Annotated in this window: 20 protein-coding genes; 12 read left to right on the forward strand and 8 right to left on the reverse strand. The window is 36.2% G+C overall.

Annotation, left to right across the window (positions count from 1 at the left end; all coding sequences use genetic code 11):
* The gene (locus tag FFJ24_RS23360) at positions 1-981 is read left to right on the forward strand and encodes a lysylphosphatidylglycerol synthase transmembrane domain-containing protein (protein ID WP_138819518.1); all 981 of its coding nucleotides are present in this window, start codon (positions 1-3) and stop codon (positions 979-981) included.
* 564 nt (positions 982-1,545) lie between these two features.
* On the forward strand, positions 1,546-2,685 hold the full coding sequence (locus FFJ24_RS23365; RefSeq protein ID WP_138819519.1) for an acyl-CoA dehydrogenase: 1,140 nt from the start codon (positions 1,546-1,548) through the stop codon (positions 2,683-2,685).
* 111 nt (positions 2,686-2,796) lie between these two features.
* Here the strand turns inward: FFJ24_RS23365 and FFJ24_RS23370 are convergent, their stop codons facing one another.
* Positions 2,797-3,141 (reverse strand): phage holin family protein, encoded by a 345-nt coding sequence (locus FFJ24_RS23370; protein WP_138819520.1) that lies wholly within the window; start codon positions 3,139-3,141, stop codon positions 2,797-2,799.
* An 18-nt stretch (positions 3,142-3,159) separates the two neighbouring features.
* Between FFJ24_RS23370 and FFJ24_RS23375 the strand changes: the two genes are divergently transcribed.
* The 5 genes from FFJ24_RS23375 to FFJ24_RS23395 all read left to right on the forward strand — a co-directional run bounded on the left by FFJ24_RS23375 (position 3,160) and on the right by FFJ24_RS23395 (position 9,994).
* A complete protein-coding gene (locus FFJ24_RS23375; RefSeq protein ID WP_138819521.1) occupies positions 3,160-3,591 on the forward strand; it encodes a hypothetical protein in 432 nt (143 codons plus the stop codon).
* Between the two features lie 121 nt (positions 3,592-3,712).
* Complete coding sequence (gene rimP, locus FFJ24_RS23380; protein WP_138819522.1) at positions 3,713-4,177, forward strand: ribosome assembly cofactor RimP; 465 nt, start codon at positions 3,713-3,715, stop codon at positions 4,175-4,177.
* A 2-nt stretch (positions 4,178-4,179) separates the two neighbouring features.
* On the forward strand, positions 4,180-5,424 hold the full coding sequence (nusA, locus tag FFJ24_RS23385; RefSeq protein ID WP_121284435.1) for a transcription termination factor NusA: 1,245 nt from the start codon (positions 4,180-4,182) through the stop codon (positions 5,422-5,424).
* A gap of 62 nt (positions 5,425-5,486) precedes the next feature.
* Positions 5,487-8,588, forward strand: a complete 3,102-nt coding sequence (gene infB / locus FFJ24_RS23390; RefSeq protein ID WP_138819523.1) for a translation initiation factor IF-2 — start codon at positions 5,487-5,489, stop codon at positions 8,586-8,588.
* Between the two features lie 173 nt (positions 8,589-8,761).
* Positions 8,762-9,994 carry an ATP-binding protein gene (locus FFJ24_RS23395; RefSeq protein WP_138819524.1) on the forward strand — a complete coding sequence of 411 codons (1,233 nt, stop codon included), beginning with the start codon at positions 8,762-8,764 and terminating at the stop codon, positions 9,992-9,994.
* Positions 9,995-10,020: 26 nt separating this feature from the next.
* Here the strand turns inward: FFJ24_RS23395 and FFJ24_RS23400 are convergent, their stop codons facing one another.
* Complete coding sequence (locus FFJ24_RS23400; protein WP_138819525.1) at positions 10,021-10,281, reverse strand: helix-turn-helix transcriptional regulator; 261 nt, start codon at positions 10,279-10,281, stop codon at positions 10,021-10,023.
* A gap of 189 nt (positions 10,282-10,470) precedes the next feature.
* Between FFJ24_RS23400 and FFJ24_RS23405 the strand changes: the two genes are divergently transcribed.
* The 4 genes from FFJ24_RS23405 to FFJ24_RS23420 all read left to right on the forward strand — a co-directional run bounded on the left by FFJ24_RS23405 (position 10,471) and on the right by FFJ24_RS23420 (position 16,331).
* Positions 10,471-11,772, forward strand: coding sequence for a S41 family peptidase (locus FFJ24_RS23405; protein WP_138819526.1), 1,302 nt, complete (start codon positions 10,471-10,473; stop codon positions 11,770-11,772).
* A gap of 144 nt (positions 11,773-11,916) precedes the next feature.
* The gene (locus tag FFJ24_RS23410; protein ID WP_138819527.1) at positions 11,917-13,341 is read left to right on the forward strand and encodes an MAC/perforin domain-containing protein; all 1,425 of its coding nucleotides are present in this window, start codon (positions 11,917-11,919) and stop codon (positions 13,339-13,341) included.
* 352 nt (positions 13,342-13,693) lie between these two features.
* Positions 13,694-15,136, forward strand: a complete 1,443-nt coding sequence (locus tag FFJ24_RS23415) for an MAC/perforin domain-containing protein (protein ID WP_138819528.1) — start codon at positions 13,694-13,696, stop codon at positions 15,134-15,136.
* 106 nt (positions 15,137-15,242) lie between these two features.
* Positions 15,243-16,331, forward strand: coding sequence for an acyltransferase (locus tag FFJ24_RS23420; protein ID WP_168202540.1), 1,089 nt, complete (start codon positions 15,243-15,245; stop codon positions 16,329-16,331).
* A gap of 4 nt (positions 16,332-16,335) precedes the next feature.
* Here the strand turns inward: FFJ24_RS23420 and FFJ24_RS23425 are convergent, their stop codons facing one another.
* A complete protein-coding gene (locus tag FFJ24_RS23425; RefSeq protein ID WP_138819530.1) occupies positions 16,336-17,343 on the reverse strand; it encodes a glycosyltransferase in 1,008 nt (335 codons plus the stop codon).
* Positions 17,344-17,577: 234 nt separating this feature from the next.
* On the opposite strand from FFJ24_RS23425, the gene FFJ24_RS23430 reads away from it, so the two are divergent.
* Positions 17,578-18,687, forward strand: coding sequence for a glycosyltransferase family 4 protein (locus FFJ24_RS23430; protein WP_138819531.1), 1,110 nt, complete (start codon positions 17,578-17,580; stop codon positions 18,685-18,687).
* Between the two features lie 50 nt (positions 18,688-18,737).
* On the opposite strand, the gene FFJ24_RS23435 is transcribed toward FFJ24_RS23430, so the two are convergent.
* The 5 genes from FFJ24_RS23435 to FFJ24_RS23455 form a co-directional block, all read right to left on the reverse strand.
* Positions 18,738-19,856 (reverse strand): glycoside hydrolase family 99-like domain-containing protein, encoded by a 1,119-nt coding sequence (locus FFJ24_RS23435; protein WP_138819532.1) that lies wholly within the window; start codon positions 19,854-19,856, stop codon positions 18,738-18,740.
* Between the two features lie 51 nt (positions 19,857-19,907).
* Complete coding sequence (locus tag FFJ24_RS23440) at positions 19,908-20,702, reverse strand: DUF5672 family protein (RefSeq protein ID WP_138819533.1); 795 nt, start codon at positions 20,700-20,702, stop codon at positions 19,908-19,910.
* Positions 20,703-20,715: 13 nt separating this feature from the next.
* Positions 20,716-21,882, reverse strand: coding sequence for a glycosyltransferase (locus tag FFJ24_RS23445; RefSeq protein ID WP_138819534.1), 1,167 nt, complete (start codon positions 21,880-21,882; stop codon positions 20,716-20,718).
* Between the two features lie 8 nt (positions 21,883-21,890).
* Positions 21,891-23,711 (reverse strand): ABC transporter ATP-binding protein, encoded by a 1,821-nt coding sequence (locus tag FFJ24_RS23450; RefSeq protein WP_138819535.1) that lies wholly within the window; start codon positions 23,709-23,711, stop codon positions 21,891-21,893.
* 259 nt (positions 23,712-23,970) lie between these two features.
* A complete protein-coding gene (locus FFJ24_RS23455; protein ID WP_138819536.1) occupies positions 23,971-25,029 on the reverse strand; it encodes a glycosyltransferase family 1 protein in 1,059 nt (352 codons plus the stop codon).
* Between the last annotated feature and the right edge of the window lie 36 nt (positions 25,030-25,065).

Genomic DNA, 25,065 nt, shown 5'->3' on the forward strand with positions numbered 1-25,065 from the left:
GTGACATTCGACCTCAAAACAGCGCTAAAGTACATCATCCTGTTTTTAATTGGGGTGGGGGTGCTATATTTAGCTTTTAGGGGTCAGGATTTAGAAAAGATCTGGCAGGAAATTAAAACCGCAAATTATTTTTGGGTAATTACTTCGGCGTTTGCCGTTTGGATTGCGCATGTATTACGTGCATTGCGTTGGCAAATGCTTTATCAGTCTATCCATTATGAGGTAAGTTTCTGGAATGCTTACCACGCTGTAATGATCGGCTATCTGGCCAATCTTGCTTTACCGCGCTTCGGAGAGATTGGTCGCTGCTCCGTTATTCATAAAGCCGAAAAGGTACCCATGTTTGCTTCCATAGGAACTGTAATTACCGAACGGCTGTTTGATGTGCTGGTACTTTTTCTAACCAGTTTGGCGATGCTTATTTTTCAGTATGATATTGTAGCCGATTTTCTTTATCAAACCATATACCTCAATCTTATTAACAAAATTAGCACGGTTAACTATTTGTGGCTAGCTGGTTTAGGTATGATTATACCACTACTTATTGTTACTGCAATCTATTTTCTCCGGCAAAAATTCAGTAAAAAATTTTTGCGCACCTTTGTTAGCCTCCGCCAGGGTTTTGGTTCTTACAGCAAACTAAAGCAAAAGGGATTATTTCTGATGTATACTTTATTAATTTGGGTTTTCTACTCCTTATCCATGTATTTTGCTTTTTCATCCATTCAGGCCACATCCGGTTTATATTTTAATGCAGCGTTTACGGCAATCGTGTTTTCTGGTTTTGCCATGGCAGCGCCGGTGCAAGGCGGTATTGGCGTTTTCCATTGGATGGTTGCCCAATCGTTGGTGTTATATGACATATCTTTTAAAGATGGCTTGGCCTATTCAACCATAATCCATTCTTCGCAAGTTTTGCTGATTCTGATTTTAGGGAGTTTAAGTTTGTCCTTAATCTTGACTAAGAAAGAAACTAAATAATTCTTTTTTCTGTGGGCGTTTTAACACGCTGTCCGCTATATCTTTTTGGTTGTCCTTCGACTACGTTCAGGATGACAGCCAAAAAGGATGCCGCTTCCATCGTTAACGCAGATCAAAATAAGCAAATAAATCTGATTTGTCGCTACTGCAGGCTTTAGGAGGCTTAATAGTACAGCTGTCTGTGGTTAAATAAACCTGACCGACAGCGTTATCCAGATTCTTCCATCTGGATTAAGCAAAGGGCAAGACTATCGAAACAGAAGTATTGCTATTGCTTTCCAAGAAAACTAATAATTAAATAGTTGTGTTAGGAAAGCAGGGGGATGACTTACAGATCGATTCCTGTCCCGTCATCCGCCATAGTCCAGATGAAGGATCTGGAGCTGCCACTACTTCGTGCTTAGGAGGGCTAATTGTACGGCTATTTTATTAGTTAATAAACCAAAGCCTAAACAAAGCTTTTGCCGCAAGGAAAAATAAAATGAAAATAAATTACTATGCAGCCATAGTAATTTCGATCGGAAATGCTACATTTGATTTACTAACCTTTTATACATAAATGTTATGCATTTTGAATTAAGTGAAGAGCAATTAATGATTCAGCAGGCTGCCCGCGATTTTGCGCAGCAAGAATTAAAGCCTGGCGTGATTGAAAGAGATGAACATCAGAAATTTCCGGCCGAGCAGGTAAAAAAACTTGGAGAACTTGGTTTCCTGGGGATGATGGTGAATGAAAAATATAATGGAAGCGGGCTAGATGCCATTTCTTACGTTCTGGTAATGGAAGAACTTTCTAAAATAGATGCTTCTGCATCTGTAGTAGTTTCGGTAAACAACTCTTTGGTTTGTTACGGATTAGAGGCTTATGGTAGTGAAGCGCAAAAGGAAAAATATTTAAAGCCACTGGCTGCCGGCGAAAAAATTGGTGCGTTTTGTTTGTCAGAGCCTGAAGCTGGATCTGATGCTACCTCGCAACGTACAACAGCCGAAGATAAAGGGGATTATTATTTGCTTAACGGCACAAAAAACTGGATTACCAACGGAAGTACCGCATCCACTTACCTGGTTATTGCACAAACCCATCCTGAATTAAGGCATAAAGGTATAAACGCTTTTATTGTAGAGAAAGGAATGGAGGGTTTTACCGTTGGGCCAAAAGAAAATAAATTGGGCATCCGTGGTTCTGATACACATTCATTGATGTTTAATGATGTTAAAGTGCCAAAAGAAAATAGAATAGGAGAGGATGGATTCGGTTTCAAATTTGCCATGAAAACGTTAGAAGGGGGCAGGATTGGTATTGCAGCACAGGCTTTAGGCATTGCACAAGGTGCTTTCGAGTTAGCTACACAGTATGCCAAAGAACGTAAATCGTTCGGGAAACCAATTTCTGAACATCAGGCAATTGCTTTTAAACTGGCAGATATGGCCACTCAGATCGAAGCTGCCAGGTTGTTGGTTTATAAGGCTGCCTGGCTGAAAGATCAGGGATTACCTTATACCCAGGCTGGTTCTATGGCCAAGTTGTTTGCTTCGAAAGTTGCTATGGATGTAACCATTGAAGCGGTACAGGTGCACGGTGGTTATGGTTTCGTTAAAGAATACCACGTGGAACGGTTAATGCGCGATGCTAAAATTACCCAGATTTACGAAGGAACTTCTGAAATCCAGAAAATGGTGATATCGAGAGAAGTGATTCGTTAGTTTTGAGCTTGGGGTTGGGAGTTTGGAGTCACTCGTCCAAACTCTCCACTCAAAACTCCCAACTTTCGTTAAGCGCAATGTACTCCAAGCGCCAAACGCAAGACTTTCAACTTATTCCTTCTCTCCGGCAACAGCGCTAAATACCGCCTTAATCAAAGCGACTACAATCGCTAAAAATGCAGCTGCGATAAAACCTGAAGTGTTAAAAGAGGTCATCATGTTATCAACCAGTAAAATCATTAAAACGGTGATGATGAATGATACCAATCCTAAGGTTAAGAAATTGATCGGAAAAGTTAATAACCTAAGGATGAACCCGATCGTTGCGTTTGCAAGAGCAATAAGCACTGAGGCGATAATCGCATTTCCGAAGCCATCAATACTTACCCCTGGCACCAGCTTTGCGCCTACAAAAAACGCCAGTCCTGTTAAAAGGATTTCGATAATAAATCTCATAATTGTTTATTTTTGTAAATGTTTAAACGCTTTTTTACATGTTCGGTTATCGTTTGGGTTTCCATATCCGTGCTTTCATGTTCGAATAGAAACAACAAACCTGTAATTAAGTTTTCAGGAGATAGTACTTCAATAATAATTAAAAATATTGATGAGGCGAGCCTCCTGCAGGTTAAAAATGCCTATCAGATTAAAGCAGATACACTGAATGTAATTTCAGTTTTAATAAAACCAGGCGATCTAGATAGTATTCAGGATGAACTGGAAGTACCCGGCAAGATTAAGATACTAGGCGATTCGGTCGTATTTAATCCCGATCAGCCTTTTCTTAAGGGTAAAGAATACCTGGTTGAAAGTTATATTGGGGTGAAATTTGCAACCGCTGGCGATCTGATTACGGGGAATGGTAAGCAGAACCTAAAAGCACAGCGACAAACACTTAAACGGTAATAATCAGCATAATAATTAGTGCGGGTGTTTGATTTTTTGTAAAAAATTACTACATTTGCATCGTAATCGAAGAAAAGAGAAGGGGACAGTGTCCCCTTTTTCTATGAAATCAGGTTAAAATATGCAGGTAGAAAAGAGAGTTGCAGCCCTCGTAGAGGAAAAAATAGCAGATCGGCCAGAACTGTTTTTGGTTGAGGTGAAAATGTTGCCAAACAATAAACTAATTATTCATGTTGATGGCGACGAAGGTATTAGCATACAGGATTGTGTTGCCATAAGCAGGCATGTTGGTTTTCATCTCGAAGAAGAAAATGCAATAGAACAGGCTTATAATTTAGAAGTTTCTTCGCCGGGAGTTGGCGAGCCTTTAAAATTAATCCGTCAGTACAATAAAAATGTTGGCCGTACGGTAAGCATTAAACTCAAAGAAGGATTAAAAAAAGAAGGGAAACTGCTGGCGGTTACAGAAAATAATCTGCTGATTGAAGAATCGGTTAAAGAAAAAGGGAAAAAGGCGGTAGCAATTCAAACAGATGTTCCGTTTAATGATATATTAGAAACAAGTGTGTTAATTTCATTTAAGTAAAAATGAGTACTACAACAATTAATTTGATCGACTCTTTTCAAGAGTTTAAAGATTTCAAAAATATAGATCGCCCAACGGTGATCAGTGTGCTGGAAGAAGTTTTTCGTAGCATGTTGCGTAAAAAATACGGAACAGACGAAAACTGTGATGTTATTGTGAATCCTGATAACGGGGATTTGGAGATCTGGAGAACGAGAAAAGTGATGGAGGATGGATTTTCTGAGGATGATGATCTGGAGATTGAGCTTGCAGAAGTTTCCAAGTTGGATAGTACTTTAGAAGTCGGTGATGATTATATTGAGCAGATTACCTTGGAAAGTTTCGGCCGTAGGGCAATTTTAGCTGCCCGCCAGACTTTGGTATCTAAAGTATTGGAATTAGAGAAAGACGAAATTTTCAAAAAATATAAAGATAGGGTAGGCGAAATTGTAACAGGTGAGGTTTATCAGGTTTGGAAGAAAGAAACTTTGGTTTTAGATGATGAAGGTAACGAACTTTTAATGCCTAAAACAGAGCAGATTCCGGCCGATTATTTCAAAAAAGGTGATTCTGTGAGAGCGGTAATCTCTAAAGTAGAAATGATTAACGCTAACCCTAAGATTATCATTTCAAGAACAGCACCAGAATTTTTACAACGTTTGTTCGAACAGGAAGTTCCGGAAATTTTCGATGGTTTAATTACCATTAAGAAAATTGTTCGTGAGCCGGGAGAGCGTGCTAAAGTTGCTGTTGAATCTTACGATGACCGTATTGATCCGGTTGGTGCGTGTGTGGGTATGAAAGGATCACGTATCCACGGTATCGTTCGCGAGTTGAAAAACGAAAATATTGATGTGATTAACTTCACTAATAATATTTCATTATACATTACCCGTGCTTTAAGCCCGGCAAAAATCACCTCTATTAAATTGGATGATGAAACCAAACATGCATCTGTTTACTTAAAACCAGATCAGGTTTCATTGGCAATTGGACGTGGCGGACACAATATTAAACTGGCTGGTAAATTAACCGGTTATGAAATTGATGTATACCGTGAAGCCGGAGAAGAGAGCGATGAGGATGTTGATTTAGAAGAATTCTCAGATGAGATTGATAGCTGGATCATTGATGAATTAAAGGCTATCGGTTGCGATACTGCTAAGAGTGTATTAGCGCTTACAGTAGAAGATTTAGTTAAACGCACCGACCTTGAAGAGGAAACCATTAAAGAAGTGGTTCAAATTTTGAAGTCAGAATTTGAATAAGTGGTGTAATTGCCAAATAAACACTACTTTTGTATTAAATAAAAAACAATAACAGGAGCTAAATGTCAGACGACAAACCAATCATTTTAATTAAAGCTATTAAAGAACTTAATATAGGCATGGGTACGGCCGTTGAGTTTTTAAACAAAAAGGGATTCTCTGCCGAGAAAAGCCCGATGTTTAAACTTACGGGAGACATGTATAATGCCTTATTGAAAGAGTATCAGGGAGATAAGATCGTAAGAGAAGAAGCCAAACAAATAGTGATTGGTAAAATACGTCGTGACGAGCCTGAGACTGAAAAGCCAGTAGAAGCGCCGAAGAAAAATACCGATTTTGAGAAAAATGAAGAGATTTTAATTAAAAATGCTCAATCATTTACTCCTCCGGTAGAAAAACCAAAGGTTGTAGAAACACCTAAGGTAGAAGCGCCAGCACCAGCACCTGCGGCAGCAGTTGAGCCGGTAAAAGAAACTAAGGCAGAAGAAAAAGCAGAGGAAACCGGATTACCAGGCGTTAAAATTGTAGGAAAGATTGATTTAAATGATCTTAATCCTAAAACACGCCCGGCTAAGAAAGAAGAAACGCCTGCTATACCAGCGCCTGTTGTAGAACCACCAGTGGTTAAAGCACCAGAACCTGTAAAACCAGTAGAGCAACCTAAGGTAGAAGAAAAACCGGTTGAGGTTAAAAAAGAAGAAGCTCCTGTTGCACCAGCACCAGTTGCAGAAACACCTGTGGTTAAAACGGCAGAGCCTGTAAAACCAGTTGAACAACCTAAAGTGGAAGAAAAACCAGCTGAAGCAAAACCGGTAAACAACGAGCCTGAAGTAATTAAAGCACGTACCGTTAAATTAACTGGTCCGAACATTATTGGTAAAATTGTTTTACCAACAACTCCGGATAGAAGAAATGGTCCGGTGGCATCATCTAGCGATAGTGAAGCCGCCAAACGTAAACGTAAGCGTAAAAAAACGCCGGGAGCACCAGGACAGCCAGGTCAACACGGTGGTCAAGGGCAGCAAGGACAGAATAATCCTGCAGGTCAGGGTCAGGGCCAAGGCGGTGCGCCAGGACAACCTCGTCAACCTTATCAAGGAAACAGACCAGGTGGCGGTACGCCATATCAGGGTAACAGACCAGCCGGACAAGGCGGAACTCCTTACCAGGGAAATAGAAATAACAACAATAATAACAGACCAGGTTTCCAAAATAGAAATGCTACACCAAGCGGACCTAAAGAAGAACCTACTGAGAAAGAAATTCAAGATCAGATTAAAGCAACACTTGCCCGTTTAAGTGGTGCGGGTAAATCAGGTAAATTTGCGCAGCGTGCTAAATTACGTCGTCAGAAACGTGATGATGTGGCGTTTAATGCAGAAGAAGCCGCAAATGAGCTTGAATCGCAATCGAAAATATTAAAAGTAACAGAATTTGTTACCGCTAATGAGCTAGCGAGCATGATGGATGTGCCGGTTACCAAAATTATTGGTACCTGTATGAGCCTTGGAATGTTCGTTTCCATTAACCAGCGTTTAGATGCTGAAACCTTAACCATTGTTGCTGACGAGTTTGGTTACGAAATTCAATTCGTTAAACCAGATGAAGACGAAGAAAATGTAATTGAGGAAGAAGATAACGATGCTGATTTAATTGAAAGAGCTCCGGTTGTTACGATTATGGGACACGTCGATCACGGTAAAACCTCATTGCTGGATTATATCCGTAAAGCAAATGTGGTAGCTGGTGAGGCGGGTGGTATTACCCAGCACATTGGTGCTTATATGGTAACTACGCCAACCGGTAAAAAAGTAACCTTCTTAGATACTCCAGGTCACGAAGCCTTTACAGCGATGCGTGCACGTGGTGCTAAGGCAGCAGATATTGCCATTATTGTTATTGCTGCGGATGATGCAGTGATGCCTCAAACAAAAGAGGCGATTAACCACGCACAGGCAGCAGGCGTACCATTGGTATTTGCTTTCACTAAAGTAGATAAACCAGGCGCAAATGCAGATAAAGTACGTGAGCAGTTATCGGTAATGAATATCCTGGTTGAAGATTGGGGTGGTAAATACCAATCGCAGGAAATCTCAAGCAAAAGCGGCTTAAATGTTGATTTACTTTTAGATAAAGTATTATTAGAAGCAGAATTATTAGAACTTAAAGCAAATCCGAATAAGAGAGCTACAGGTACTGTAATCGAGTCGGCTCTAGATAAAGGACGTGGTATTGTAACTACAGTACTGGTTCAGGCGGGTACTTTAAGAGTTGGAGATCCAATCTTGGCGGGTAGTTACAGCGGACGTGTAAAAGCGTTAACCAACGAGCGTGGTGCTAAAGTAGAATCAGCAGGTCCATCACAACCGGTACAGGTTTTGGGTATGCAAGGTGCACCTACTGCAGGCGATAGGTTTAATGCTTTAGAAAGTGAAACTGAAGCTCGTGATATTGCAAACAAACGTATGCAGTTACAACGTGAGCAAGGTTTACGTACGCAGAAACACATTACTTTGGATGAGATTGGTCGTCGTTTGGCAATTGGCAACTTTAAAGAACTTAATATCATCGTTAAGGGTGACGTGGATGGTTCAATTGAAGCATTAGCCGATTCATTATTGAAATTATCGACCGAGCAAATTCAGATCAATATCATCAGTAAGGGTGTTGGCCAGATTTCAGAGTCTGATGTATTGTTAGCTTCGGCTTCTGATGCGATTATTATTGGTTTCCAGGTTCGTCCATCAACAGGTGCACGTAAACTTGCAGAAGCTGAGCAAATCGATATCCGTCTATATTCTATCATTTACGATGCCATCAACGAGATTAAATCGGCAATGGAAGGTATGTTGGATCCGGAATTTGAAGAGAAAATTGTGGCTAACGTTGAGATTCGTGAGACTTTCAAAATCACTAAAGTGGGTACCATTGCAGGTTGTATGGTATTGGATGGTAAGATTACCCGTAACAGCAAAATCCGTATCGTTAGAGATGGTGTTGTAGTGTATACAGGCGAATTGGCATCTTTAAAACGCTTTAAAGATGATGTGAAAGAGGTGAATAAAGGTTATGAGTGTGGTTTAAACATCCAGAACTTTAATAACATTGAAGTTGGCGATATTGTAGAAGCTTATGAACAAGTTGAAGTAGCAAGAAAGCTTTAATTGCTTTTTAAGAATAATGATTTAAAGTGGCCTCAAAAGGGCCACTTTTTTTGTTAAAGCGAAATACTTGTCTTAAAATTATCGGATAATATTGAGTTAATATCTTAAAATTATCGGATAATATTGAGTTTTTATCTTGAAAATATCGATATTTGTATTTGTTAATTATCGATATGGAAAGATCAACCGCATTAAAATCTTTAAAAAATCACCTTAATAAACCTCAGCACACCATTATTATAGGGCCAAGGCAGATCGGCAAAACCACACTTGTTAAGCAGCTGGCAGAGCAATTGCAAAAGGATAACGAGCTAGTGTATTTTTTAACCTTCGAAGATCCTGTCATTTTAGAGGCCGTAAATCACCATCCCGAAAATATATTCAATTATACCTTATTGCCGGCCGATCTTCCTGCAGATAAGCGATTATATGTCATTATCGATGAAGTTCAGTATGCAAAAGAGCCCAGTAATTTTTTAAAACTTTTATACGATAAGTATTCACCAAAGTTGAAAATCATCGCTACGGGTAGCAGTGCGTTTTACATTGATAAGAGTTTTAAAGATAGTTTGGCGGGAAGAAAAAAGGTGTTTGAATTTTTTCCTTTGGCATTCGATGAATTTTTGCACTTTAAAGGTGAGGATGATTTAATCGCTGAGTGGGAACAACTGAAAAAAAGAGTTACTTACCAGGGGCTCCAGCGTAACCGTATAAACGCGCTGTTCGATGAATATTTGGTTTACGGTGGTTATCCTGCTGTTGTTTTAGCAGATACGGAACAGGAAAAGCAAGAAATGCTTAAAGAGCTTATAAACAGCTATATGAAAAAAGATGTCTTAGAAGCAGGTATTAAGGAAGAACTTAAGTTTTTTCAACTGGCCAGGTTATTAGCTGATCAGACTGGAAGTTTAGTAAACCACCATGAATTGGGAAATACCTTGCAACTGGCCAGTTCTACCGTAGAAAATTATATTTATTTAATGCAGAAAACTTTTATAGTACAATTGCTTTCTCCCTTCTATGGTAATGTGAGGAAGGAATTAACCAAAATGCCAAAGATTTATTTTAATGATAATGGTTTGCGCAATGCATTGTTAAATAATTTTTCGAAGTTAAACGATAGGGCAGATAAAGGCAAATTGCTTGAGAATTATGTTTACTGCAGGCTAAGGCAGTTGCATGATTCAGATAGTTTGCTTTTTTGGCGCACTGCGGATGGTAATGAAGTAGATTTTGTGGTAGAAGAACAAATAAAAAAGGGCCTGGCTTACGAGGTTAAATATCATGATTTGCAGTTTAAACCTAATAAGTATAAAAAATTTGTGGAGGCTTATCCTGATTTCAATCTGGAATGTATTTGTAAGATACTTACAAAAGATAATTCGATAGAGGCTATCAGGTTATAGCTTACTGATCAGCTGATGATATCAAACTATACATCAAAATATTGGTGCTCTTGGTGTTTTTGGGAAATTATCTTGGCCTTCTTAAAGGCTGATTGAATGATGATGTCCTGAATGGAAATTTCGTAGAGTTCAGCAATTTTGCCCAGTTGCGAGAGTGAAAAATCGACTTCATTGTTTTCCCACTTTCGGTAAGCCACCCTGCTTATTCCGATTACATCAGCAGCGTATTGCTGTGTATAACTATACTTATCTCTGTACCTTCTTAAGGTAACCCCTATATCTAACATATTAAGAAAACGTTGACGGCTATGTATTTTTAATATTTACCTGCTGTATATTTAATAATGTAAATAATGATAATAAGGAATTGTCAAAAGTAGTAAATAAAATTAGTTTATTTGTGTAGGTTTTAAATTGTTGAAAAAACAAATAATAACCAAAAGGATTGTTTTTTAATTAAATTTAAACTTTAAAGATTGAAAATATATAATACAGGTCGTATATATGATTGTAAGCGCATAAAAGGTATTATCTTTTTATTTTTAATAGTGGCTTACACTAGCTGTAAAAAAGATAAGCCGATTGGCATAAATGAGGAAGAGGTTGTTTCACCAACTACAGGTACACGAACTGAATTTACGCTTGATTCTATTTTTTTGTATGCGAAACAGGTTTATTTATGGAACGATGTGTTACCCGGTTACAACACTTTTAAGCCAAGAGAAAAATACGGCAATGTCCAATCTGAAATAAGTGCATTTAGAAATGAACTTTTCGATATTTCCCAATTTAAACTTAATCAGGTAACGGGTAAGCCATTTGAGTTTTCAACTTACAATAACTTGCCTAAGTACTCCTCCCTCCAGGTAGGAAGAACTACTGGTGGAGGGAATCGGGCCGGGGTAATCAACGGAGAAGCTGTTTTGGCTAAGCGCCTTATTCGTTTAGACGACAAGGTGATTGCTTATATGGCCTTAGGTTCATTCCCATCTTTAAGCAATACTAAATCTAAATTAGATCAGCTTTTTGATGAAATAGCTACAGATAAACCAAAATATCTGATTTTAGATTTACGTTCTAATGGCGGCGGCTATGTTGAAACAGCAGAGTATGTTGCGAATTTAATCGTTTCCAGTGCATTAAATGGCAAAATAATGTATTCAGAGCAATTTAATCAGATACTTCAAAGTGGTAAGGCAACAATTCTGCGTCATCAGCCCTATCTGGATGAAAACGGAAAAACCGTTATGTATAATGGACGCTTAGCAACACTGGCTGATGTCGATTATACAGAAAGTGGCAATACATATAAATTCAATAAAAAGGGAAGTCTGGAGTCAATACAAGATGTGTACATTATAGTATCTGGTCAGACGGCTTCAGCCAGCGAATTATTGATCAGTTGCCTTAAACCTTATTTCAACTTGAAGTTAATAGGCGAAAACACATATGGAAAACCGGTTGGTTTCTTTGGAATTAATATCGATCAGTATAGTGTTTACCTGAGTAGCTTCCTCATTAAAAATGCAAAAGGATGGTCTGATTACTTTAATGGTATGGAACCTGATTTGAATGTTACGATGCCAAACAACCCAACATTAGGAGATACTGAAGAAGCATGTTTAAAAGCAGCTATTGCTGCAATTGACGGTAAAATACAATTGCAGCCAAAAAAAAGTGCAAGTATTTCAAGGCTAAATTTAGATAAGATGCCACTAGCGCTCATTGATAAAGATTCAACAGGAATGATCGAAAATAGGTTGAAGTTAAGGCATTAGTTTTTATATTCTAGCATAGTGCTTTTCGGTTTGTATGTTTAATTCTGTATTGTTTTATAATTAATTATTAATATTGATAACCCCACATTGTCATAATTAATTTTTCTTGTCGGTAGTTTTGTGAAAAAAAACAAATAAATACTGATGAAAAACAATTACAAATTAAAAATTCTTTGCATGCTGTGCGTAATTGCGGCTGCATTTAGTAGTTGCAAGAAAAGTGAACTTGCAGAGGAAAAATCATTAACCAATAATCACAATACACTTGCAGCTGGAAGAGATGGAAAGAACGATTTATTGGGCTATGGATATAATGTGCTGGGAGAGTTTGCGAATGCGAGTGCAGCTACATTACCTATTATTGATGTGGATAGATTGCAGGCCGACCAGTCCAATACAATAGTATATGATGGTTCAACTAGAACAGACGGGAAATTAGAAGCTGGGAGCGACGCCGTTTCCTATTTGAATAAATTAACTACACGTTTTAGTAATACTTTTGGTGCCGACTTCTTGGGGATGTCATTATTCAGAACCACTATAACTGGAACTTATAATAATACCGATAGTTTTTCATCAAAAAACATTTATAGTAGCTATAATTTAATAATTCAGCAAAAGAGGGTTAAATTGAATGCACAAAGGGATGTACTTCTGTCTTACTTAGATTCGCAGTTCCTTTCTTTTGTTCAAAACCAGACGCCAGAGGCGATTGTGAACAGGTATGGTACGCATATCCTAGCTGATATTATATTGGGAGGAAAATTGGATGTTATCTATCAATCAGAAACTTCAAAGTCTGATAGAATCACAGCAAGTTCTGCCGGAGTAGATATCCATGTGAAAAAGATTTTCAATCTAAATACAGGATATACTTATGATACTAACTATGTTTTAGAGAATTCTGCCCAAAAACTGCATTATATCACTAATGGTGGAGATCCCACTAGAAGCTTAATAGGCGATATCGTTATTGGGAATTCATCTAATCCGAACCCAACTCCAACAATAAATATCTCAGCTTGGCAAAATAGCTGTACATTAGAAAATTCGGTACTGATAGATATTCCAAGCAATGGCTTATTACCTATCTACGATTTTATTCCAGATCAGGCAAAAGCGTTAGCGGTGAAGAATTACATCATACAGTATCTCACAGCGAACCAGGCTTCGTTGTTGCCTACAACCTTTTACGAATATTATAATTCAGTAACTAATAGACATGCTTATAATTTAGGCCCAAATATGGAGCAGTATTGGGGTAATTATTATCACAATGCAGAGCCTTTTAAAGTTTATACCACACAGTATGCTGGGACGGTTCCTTTATATCAATTCTATAATCCTAGTATTGATAATCGTGTATTAACAACAAACAGATATCCAGGGTTTGGTGGGTATAATTATGACGGAATACTTTGCTATGTATATAAGACACCAACCACAGGTACAGTGCCCGTTTACGAATTTTATAGCTCAACAGGTGGACATCTTTATACCACAAACAGGAACACTTCTTATGCGGGCTGGAGATATAATGGACAACCATTTTATGCATTTCCTAATTAACTAGTCTTAAAAAAAGAATTTAATACTGAAATATTTTACATTAATGTTAAAAGGGTCTCAATAATTAGTTGGGCCCCTTTTTTTATCATCATTATTATTTTTTCTTAAAATCAAAAGCAACCAACGCTAGATTTTTTATTGATAAGTTTCATTCGGATGTTTAACAAGCTTTTCATTTTAGGGAAATAACAACGTAAATTCTCTTAGTTATAAATCAGGATATTTTATATGCTGTATTTTATCAATTTGTCTGTTTAATTCTATTACAATTTATTATCATATTGATAACCCTGCCTTGTCATAATTAATTTTTCTTGTCGGTAGTTTTGAAAAAAATAATAGATAAATACTGATGAAAAACAATTACAAATTAAAAATTATTTGCTTGCTGTGTACTCTTACAGCTTTATTTAGCAACTGTAAAAAAAATGATCTCGCAGAAGAAAAGGGATTAATTAATAAGCACAATAATCTTGCAGGTTTTGGTAGAGATGGAAAAAATGATTTGTTAGGTTATGGTTATAATGTATTGGGAGAGTTTGGAAATGCTAGTGCAGCCACACGACCTGTTGTTGATGTAGATAGATTACAGGCCGATCAATCAACCAGAGTTATATGGGACTTTTCAACAAGAACAGAAGGAAGGTTAGATGCAGGAAGTGATGCTACATCTTATTTGAAAAAATTAACTACACATCTTAGCAGTACATTCGGTTATGAGTTTCTAGGGATGTCATTATTTAAAGCTACTGTAACCGGCAGTTACAATAGCACCGATATCTTTTCGTCTAAATATATTTATAGCAGTTATAATTTAAAAATCCAGCAAAAAAGAATCAAGTTAAATGCACTAAATGATGTACTTCAATCTTATTTAGATCCCGAATTTTTATCTTATATCCAAAGTCAAACACCCGAGGCCATTGTAAACAGATATGGAACACACGTGTTAGCTGATATTACGCTTGGCGGAAAATTAGACGTTATCTATCAGTCAGAAACTTCTAAATCTGATAAAACTACAGCAAGTTCGGCAGGTATTGACCTCCATGTAAAAAAGATTTTTAATTTAAATACAGGATATACTTATGATGCTAATGATGTTTCTGAGAATTTTGCTCAAAAATTACATTATGTAACTAACGGAGGTGATCCAACTAAAAACTTAATAGGCGACGTTAGTATCGGTAATGCATCTAATCCAAACCCAATACCGACAGTTAATATTTCAGCTTGGCAAAATAGCTGTACATTAGAAAATTCGGTATTGATAGACATTGCTCCTGATGGTTTAATGCCTATTTATGATTTAATCCCTGATCAGTCAAAAGCTTTGGCTGTTAAAAATTATATCATTCAATATCTGACCAATAACCAAGGACATTTAGTTGATGGTTATCCAGTAGCTAAGCTTTATAGATGCTTCAATACCAAAAATGATGATAGATTATTGCTAACTAACCCAGGAGAAGTAGGCGGTGTAAGAAATTGGGTCGTAGAAGGTTCTATAGGCAAAGTTTATACTACCAATGCTAAACCTGGTACCGTTCCATTATACCGCGTTTATCTTAATAATGGAAAACACTTATTTACTTTAAGCTGGAACGAAGCGCACATTGGATCATATGAAGGAATAGTTGGTTATGTAAATTCTGCCCAGGAAACTAATGACCTTCCTATTTATAGATATAGAAATGATAAGGTACCACATCTTTACACTACAAGCTTCGGCGAACTTGGATGGGGAAGAGATGGTTGGATACTTGAGGGAAATATTGGTTTTATTCCTCAATAGGTGACCGTGTAATATTTTACATACATAAATGTTAAAAGAGCCTCAATATATTATTGAGGCTCTTTTTTTTGTAGATATTTACCAATTCAACTACCAAAATAATTTAATGAATATTGAATTAGAGAAACAAGCAGCACCTGAGAAAAAAAATTTTGATTTTGTTAACACCATTCGTTGTATCTCGATGATGGGTATTGTGTTTGAGCACAGCCACATTGTTCAGGCGCCAATGTACAATACACTGGGCGCTACCATAACAGAAGCTGGAGTAATACAGTTTTTTAAGTTTTCTACCGTAGCTTTTTTCCTGATAGGTGGTTTTCTAATCAACCATAAATTTCAAGAATACTCCGCAGGCCAATATTTAAAGAACAGGTTTAAGAATACCGTAAGACCCTGGCTTTTTTGGATGTTTGTCTTCATTGCAATTACCATGTTAGATAGATGGGTAGCCCATATTAAAGGAAGTGATCGAGATTTAATGTTTAGCGATTTCAGTGCCTATATTTCTGACTTTGTTTACAGGATATTATTTTTTAGTCCTTACTGGTTTATCCTTAATTTTTTAATCTGTATCACACTATTATTGATATTCAAAAAATATCTCTATAAATACTGGTTGGGGATATTTTTTGGAATTATTTCACTTGTATATAGTGTTAATCTGTACTTCAACTGGTTCGAAACTACACATACTTCTGCCTTATTCGGTTTTGTTTTTTACCTGTGGCTTGGGGTATACTTGAACAAATATTATACTGCCGTAATGACCTTTGTGAAAGATACACGATGGACAATATGGGTTCTTCTTCTGGTTCTGACCTTCGCACTAGGAATATGGGAATCTGTATATCTGATTAAACTAGGTAGTAAAGATGCTTATAATACACTCAGGATATCCAATATCATTTATTCATTTGTGGGATTTGGTGTTCTATTAAAAATAGGAAATATTAAAATACTTGATCGTCTTAAACCCCGAGAAACCACTTTTGGAATATATTTAGTGCACAGTATTGTTATAGAAAGGGTATTGCCATTGATTTTTCAGCCCTTGAAATTAGATGTTCAGCATTATAATGTCTGGGAAAATACTGCATTGTTAATCCTTAGGTTTATAATAGCCTATTCAATTAGTTATATGCTATCGGCACTGATCATCAAAACAAAAATGAAATGGACTGTCGGACAGTAATAGTTTAATTTAAAAGCTGTTTGATGCTGTTTTTAAAAGCTCTTCTAAATTTTTTAAAACTGAAGTAATCGCTTTCAAATATTTCATTTTTAAAATACCATTTTAGGCTAAGTGAATTAATTTGATCGAATTTTAAGATATCCATCCACTTATTGAACAAGAATTGGTTAAAAATCTTCGGATCATATCTCTTTGAAATGTTATTGGCTAATTTAAATTCGTTGAACAAAAATGAATAGTCATTTAAATGCTCTTTAACCGGTGTCCAATTAAATAATTCGACATGCAGGTTTAACCGTCTTTCATCATAGGGTAGACCGATGCGCTTTTGCATATGGCTAATGATCTTTCTTTCATTTGCTAGCCTTGTATTCGTATTTAGCGTAGAGGTATTGTTGCTGTGGACACGGTAGTCGACAAGGGTTTCATCAAGGTTGGCCACTTTATACTTTTCGGCCATTCTTATAAATAAATCAAAATCTTCTGATATGGTATAATTCTGATAGCCATTCAACTCAGTAAAAACACTTGTTTTGAACATGGTTGTAGAATTTACGAAAGGATTGCCAAATAACATAAATAAATCAACAGTATTGTTTACCGGTACCCTCAGCTTGTCTCCTGTTTTATTACCATGTTCATTTATAATGGCAGCGTGGCCCCCGCATAGTACAACTTCTGGGTTAGCCAAAAGAAAGTTATACTGAAGTTTAAGCCGATCTTGATAAGCAATATCATCGCCATCTAATATGGCAATATATTCGCCCTGCGCAAGAGTTAATAAACGGTTTCTGGTATAAATCAAGCCTTTGTTACCATCATTATGTACTAATCTGATCCTATTATCATTAAAAGATTCAACTATGGTAGTTGTATTATCGATAGAGCCATCATTTACAATAATCAATTCGAAATCAGAAAAACTTTGGGTTAATACACTATTTATGGATTGCTGGATAAAATCTGCCTGATTATAGGCGGCCATAAAAACAGTTATCTTTGGATGTCCCATTATTGTTTACCGGTTTTAGAGCTTCTAGCATTTTAGACTTTCCCGCTTTTGAAGTTTTATGGTTTTGTCATATATTTAATGCATATACTTTGTCTGCTAAAAGCGATTAATTCCAAATATACCAACAAACTAAATACGTATTGTAAATGCAATTAAATAAAAGTTAATACATTATTTATTCTTTAATTTGCAGCCAATTTAGATAGAATTTACTTTTTGTAATTACAGGATCAGATGAAGAAAATATTGTTTATAAGCCACAATTTGGGTAGAACTGGTTCCGAAATGTTACTTTGGTATTCTTTAATGAATTTAAACCGGGAAAAATTTCTACCACTATTGTTTACCAAAGGTAAAGGCGTATTAATCGATACGCTGCCAAGTGAAATTCAGCATTTTCTGCCTTATAGAGAAAATCCTAAAAGGTCTTTAAGACTGCTGAGATCAGTCTTAAAAAAAGCTAAAATTGACGCGTTAGAATACCAATTAAATTATATCACTAAGAAATACAAAGTTGATTTCTGGTATGTAAATACTATTGTAATCCCTGAGGTTTATCCAATAGCAAAGAAATTAGGGATTAAAATTATTACCCATGCACACGAACTTCCCTTTGCGTACGATTTTATCGGTTACAAGGATTTAGAGACCATTGTTACTACATCAACGGCATTAATTGGCTGCTCTGAGGCGGTATGCAATAAAATTAGTGATATGGGACGGCCTGATGTAAAACTGTTATATGGTTTTATCGATCTGAGTAAAATAATATATACTAAGGCTGCCTTTGAGGTAAAAGCAGATACAGGTTTTAGTGAAGAGGATTTTGTTTGGGCAATTTCTGGTAAAACAACACTAATAAAAGGAGTTGATTTCTTAGTTTCATTGCTGCCTCAACTTCCTGAAAATATCAAGATTATCTGGATTGGGGGTGAAGAGGACACTGGTATATATTATTATGCGAAAAGAGCGGTAGAAAATAAGTTTCCTGACCGGGTTAAATTCCTTGGCGCACAGAGTGAAGAATATTATAATTATCTTAATTCCGCTGATGCGTTTCTGTTACTCTCAAGAGAGGATTCTTTCCCATTGGTAATGTTAGAGGCTGCTGCATTAGGTAAACCGATTGTAGGGTTTGATTCTGGAGGGATTAGAGAGTTTGTAAAAGAAGATACAGGTATAGTTATCGATACTTGGAGAACAAAGGATTTGGCAGAAGCTATGATGGAAGTAAAAGACCATCCCGAAAGGTTTAATATCGATGAAATAAAACGGCAAGCTTCACTCTATGAGGTAAAAAAACAAGTATCAATTTTAGAAGATATATTGGATAGTATAAATTAAATTTATCTCTAATCGGATTACTGGTCTTTTTACATCTTATGGTTTTTGAATTAATTTGATTCAAGTCCGTTTTTTAAAGCCTGTAAATAGCGATGTCCATATTTTTGGTCGGGCTCCAAATGGCAACCTTCTGCCCATTCGTTCCATGCATTTACAAAAAGTAAGCGTTCTTCCCCACTAAAATGTTTATTGGTATACCTGGCTGTTTTTGTAACCCATTCTTGAAATTTTTCTGGACTTGAGTTAACAAAAATTGTTGCATCCTTAGCTCGTCGGGCAGAGTTATCCCAACTCGGAAAAACAGATCGGAAATATTTATAGGATTTTGGAGCTTTTTTAGTCATCTTATCCACTATCTCTTCATAGTCGAACACTTTATTGGCTAACAACCCACTTGCTTTAATAGCAGCTTTATGCAGTAATTTTCTTAAGAAATGACTGACAGGCTCTTTCTTGCTGTATTTCTGTAATGGGATAGAAAAATCTGGCGCAAACTCCATACTGGCATCAAAATCATGATATTTTGGGTCAAAATCATGCTTGAAATTCTCTACCCTGATTAGATAGAGATCTTCAAACCCTGCTTTTTTTGCTTCGTCCCGCCATATTTTTACCGCCTCATTGATATTTGGGTGAAGTTCTGATCTATACATGAGGTATATAGGCTTCCCATCTATTTTAATATACCTCTCATCTTTAAAAAATGGCATTAGGTATTGAATATGGTCAAGATCATCTTTCAGATCATAGTTCTGTTTAATCAAAACATCGGACTCCATACCATCCCAGCGCCTGGTCCAGTTTTCATTTGCCCAGCATAAACAAAATGGGAAATCAGGTTTTTGGGATGTTAACATTTGCTCTAACGGTTTTTCCATCAAAAGTTTGCCATTAAACCAATAATGATAAAAACAGAAACCATAAACTCCGTATGTTTTGGCAAGAAAAGCTTGTTCAATCATGGTATCCAATAACCTAAGGTCGTAATAACCTAGATCTGTTGGCAGATGTGGCTGATAATGGCCTTTGAATTTTGGTTTTGACTTAGTAACATTTGTCCATTCAGTAAATCCCTTACCCCACCATTCATCATTTTCTTTAAAGGGATGAAACTGTGGCAGGTAAAGCGCAATGGCCTTAAGTTTGTTTTCGCTGTTGGGATTTTGCATAAATGGTTAATGTTAGCGTAGCGTATGTTTGATTTGTTGATTGTAAATAGATCAAATCGAATATCCAAAGTCTTTAAATATCGGCCTCCAGACATCGAGGTTTTTGTTCCATGCATGGCACCCAAAGGGCAGTGTATGGTTAGTGAGCTCAAAAGCCCGATCTACAGGTACTTCAAACGCAAAGTATACTGCTTCCTTATAGGATGGTATCTTCAAGTTTTTTTTCTTTCTATTTACTTCTATGCTCCAAAAAACATCTTCATTAAAGTTGGCTGCCGGATTCAAGGAATATTCTTTTATTTTTTCCTGAAAGCGCTCGGTTAAAGTATGAAAGTTCTGTGTTCTGCGTAATGATAAACCTCCGTTTCCTACTTTATACTCCCGCTGGATGTCAGTCGGAGCATGAGTATTTTTTCCCTTAATATCGAATTTTCGATGTATATAGCTCAAAACACTATTTTTTACTGCTTTGATCATATCGGGATATTTATGTCTGAGCCATGGGGCTCCAACATAATCTATATTTTTTTCGCACCAAATGGTTAGATCATCTTTAAAAACAAAAGCATCTAATTGATAGATCAGGATGTATTCATAGTTTAAAAATGCTTCATAAAATTCTCCTGATAGCATCAATTTGTTATAACCTGCAATATCTTTAAAGTATGCATCATTAAAGCTGATGAATTTATTAAACGGATACTTGGTGTTTAAATTTAAAGCTGTAGGTTTTATACAAAAAATTGGATGGGACTTGGCAAGGACTTTGAAACACTGTTGTAGGGATATATCCTCTAAATAGGTTATTTCTTTATAAATAGGTATAATAACGGCAACCTTTTTCATAATATAATGAGATTTAAACTATTTGAAAAACAGTGTCGAGATGTTCATAACATCGTTCCTTTTCGTAATTCATGTTAAAAGCATTCAACGCATTTTCTGCCTGTTTTTTATATTCCGCTTCGTCTGTTAGTAGTTTCATGATATTATGCCCAAATTCAATAGGGTCATCACTAACCAAACAACCATTATCTGTTTTGTTTATCAGCCCATCAATCCCTCTGGTATTGCAAACTATCGGCAAGCCATAAGATAGTGCCTCTACTACCTTTATTTTGGTTCCTGTGCCCGTTAGCATAGGGCATAGGGCTACTTTGGCATTTTGATAATAGGTTGATAAATCTTCAGCAAAGTTTACTGAAACAATATTAGGAGCCTTTATAGAAAGATGCTCGTTTATTTGTCCAATGATACATATCTGCACACTGGTTGGTAATAACGGGTATACATGGCTAAAAAACCAACTGGCAGCTTTTTGATTATGTATATTATCGCTTGCCACATAAATCAGGTCAAATGATTTTTCTTTAACGGTATGAAAATTTTCTGGTTGATCAAGCATCATTGGTGCTAAAACAACTTTGGTTTTACAAAACTGACTAAAAACATACTGTTCTTCAACAGAAATGGCTAAAGCAATATCAAATAATGAAATTCTTCTGATTTCTTCTTTAAAAGATTGACCTATATCATTTTTTATTTGATATTGGGCCGTTGTAAAATCATGTGTATCAATTACTGTTATTGCTTTTCCTGTTAAAGGATTGTGCTCTACCAATGTAGCCCAGCTGGCATAGTTAATAAAGATATAATCGTAATCGTTGTTTTTTAAAATTTTTTTGAACGCCCTCTTAAACCTTAAGGTCACCAATTCAGGGAATTGAAGCGGAAAAAACCAGGCTTTATTCTGATAGAAAAAATTTGGTAGTTTATAAAAAAGGAGATAATAGAGTATATTTTTCTTAGAAGGCTTTTTTTTAATTACATAAGTATTATTAGCCAGGTCTGATTGCTCAAAAGCTTTAATATCTGTTTCGTTCCAACGTCCGGTAAAATACTCGCTAACAAAATCAATTTCAAAATTCCTTGATTTAAAGTAACTTAGCATGCTTAAAGCCCTGGTTCTGTTGCCCGCATTTTTTTTTAGCGGATTATCAGGCATAAAAAATAGTACTTTCTTCATCTAAATGTTTAGTCGTTAAAGGCCTGCATGTCAATTAAACGCCTATATAAACCATTTTTATTCATTAACTCATTATGGCTTCCGGTTTCTACAATGCTACCTTTATCTATCACCACAATTTTATCGGCATGTTGTATCGTACTTAAACGGTGTGCAATTACAATTGAGGTACGGTTTTTCATCAGGTTATTTAAAGCATCCTGAACTAATTTTTCAGATTCTGTATCTAAGGCTGAAGTGGCCTCGTCTAACAACATGATAGGCGGATTAGCCAATACAGCCCTCGCTATACAAACCCGTTGCTTTTGCCCGCCTGATAATTTATTTCCTCTATCACCAACAAAAGATTGATAACCATTCTCCGTGTTTTCGATAAAATCGTGCGCGTTTGCAATTTTTGCTGCGGCAATAACTTCTTCCATTGTGGCCTCTGGTTTGGCAAATGCAATGTTATTAAAAATAGTATCGTTAAATAGAAATGATTCCTGATTAACAGTTCCCATTTGTGCCCTGATGCTTTCAACAGTAAGCTCCCTGTAATCTTGATCATCAATTTTGATCGTTCCTGATTTTGGATCATGGAAACGAGGGATTAAATCCATTAATGTACTCTTTCCTCCACCCGATGGACCAACCAATGCTACTGTTTGCCCTTTTTCTATATTAATATTAATGTTATTTAATACTTGTTTATCGCCATAAAAGAATGAAACATTTTCGAAGGTTAGTGCATTACTGAAATTAGCTAATACTTCTGCATTACTTTTATTTACTAGCGCAGGTTTGGTATCAATAAGATCTAAAACACGTTCGCCGGCAGCAATACCTGAGTGAATACCACTAAAGGAATCGGCGATCGCTTTTACGGGTTGCAATACCTGAGAAAAAGTAGCCAAATAAACTACAAATTCTGCAGCTTCCAAATCACCTTTTCCACTTAATATTAACGTACCACCATATAAAAGAATAAATACAACAACTAAAACACCTAAAGTTTGTGAAACTGGAGATGCCAGCTGTTGCCTTCTGGCCATCTTTCTGTTTAAAAATGAGTAAAACTTATTTTCGGTGTCAAATCTTTCCTTTGCACGTTCTGTTGCGTTAAAAGCTTTAATAATCTTTATGCCGCTTAACGACTCATCTAAAAAACCAATCATTTTTGCGAAGGATTCATGCGATTGTGTGGCCTGCTGTTTTAATCTCTTTACAATTTTACTAATGATAAAGCCTGAAACAGGAATAACTAATAAAGAAAATAAAGTTAACTTGGCAGATATGGAAACTAACACCCCAATAAAAAATAGTAACTGTAACGGTTCCTTAAAAACAACCTGTAGTGTGTTGGTAACTGTAAATTGAACTACCTGCACATCAGACGCTACTTTTGATATAATATCGCCTTTGCGTTCGTTATTAAAGTAGCCAACATGCAAATTCATTACGTTATTAAAAACCGTTTTACGTATGTTAAGTAACGTATGCACACGTAAATCTTCCATAAAACGCTGAGAGAAATAGCGAAAAAAGTTAGCAAGAAATACTGTTGCAATAATAATGACACAAATTATTTTTAGCGCCAGAATTTTATCGTCAGCAATAATACCATCGATGTAGTTGTTAAAGCGACCCAATAAATCCCATGAACTTTTGCTTTCTGCAATTTTAGTCGGATCATCACATTTTCCTAAAAACAGCGCCTGCATTAAAGGCCCAAGCAGTGTAAATAGGAAAGTATTAAAAAAAATCCCAAATAATGTTGTTATAAGATAAGGTATAGCAAACTTTTCAATAGGTTTGGCAAATGATAATAAACGAAAATAAGTTTTCATTAAGTATTGTATATGTAATGGAAACTAGGAAATGACCTAGTCAAAAAAAACAATAAAATTCAAACAAATGTACGGTTTTTCATATAATGAATAAGATGGTGGGAATCTTACTCTATTTAAATTACAATTTTTTAATTTTTTAAAAAAAACATGCTGTTCGACGTGCGGATGTATTATTAAGGATTGCACATCAATATTTAACCGTAATTATTGAAAGAAAGAATAAAATCGTAGTATGCAATACTTCTGATATTGAAAATTATTGATCAAGCAATTCCTGATATAAATTCAGATACTGGTTGGCAGCAATTTCCCATGAAAATTTTTCTGCCTGGGCAACAGCTTGTTTATAGCGATTATTTTGGGTGAAATCACTCATACCTTTATTAAATACCTCCTGCATGTGTTCGCGTTCAAAATTGTCGAAGTAATACGCAACATCGCCGCCAACCTCGGGAAGTGAAGTGAATTTAGACAGAAACACGGGTTTTCCAAAATGCATGGCCTCGATTACAGGAAGACCAAAACCTTCGGCAACTGAAGGAAATAAGAAAGCATCACAGTTTTTATAGTACCAGGCTTTGTCTTCATCAGAGATTGGCCCGGTAATATGAACCCGATCTAAACAGTTATGTTTTTCTGCTTCCTCTAAAATTCGCTGTTTGTGAGGTGTTTCCCTGCCCGAAATTACCAGTTCGAAATTATTATCTTTTAACAATGCAGGTAATAGGTGAAAGCCTTTTTGTACTGAAAGCAAACCAATGGTAAATAGAAATTTTTTTCCAGGTTTAAAGGCTGGCTGATGATTTTCATCCGAAACTAATTTATCGGCCCCGTTATAAATTACACTAATTTTATTTGCTGATTCAGGGAAATAGTGTTTCACATCATTTGCAACAAACTGCGATATACATACAATTTTATCACACTGTGAAATGAGCTTGCCTAGTTTTTTTAGATATACCTGAATTCTGTATGGTTTGCTAAATTTTAAATGCACCTTGTTCATGTCGTGAACAGTCATTATTTTTTTTGCATTTACCTTGCCTGGCCTTAATCTGCAGGTTTGATCAGAAAGATGAACAACATCGAAATCATTTTTCCCCTTAAAGAATAACCGGTCTAACCGGGATAGATAAATGATATCAACCAAGCCATTAAAAAGATATTGGGTGTGTTTAAAAAGATAAAATTTGAGCTTAAAATTTCCTTTGTTTTCCTGGATCAATGCATCGCCCAGCCCCTTCCCGAAGGAAAAATAACCGCAATTGGCATCTTTCATTGAATCGAAGGTCACTAAGATATTGGGCTTTTTCATTAATGATGTAATTTGATGATACAAATATAGGCAGAT

It is taken from the genome of Pedobacter sp. KBS0701 (assembly GCF_005938645.2).
Taxonomy (GTDB): Bacteria; Bacteroidota; Bacteroidia; order Sphingobacteriales; family Sphingobacteriaceae; genus Pedobacter.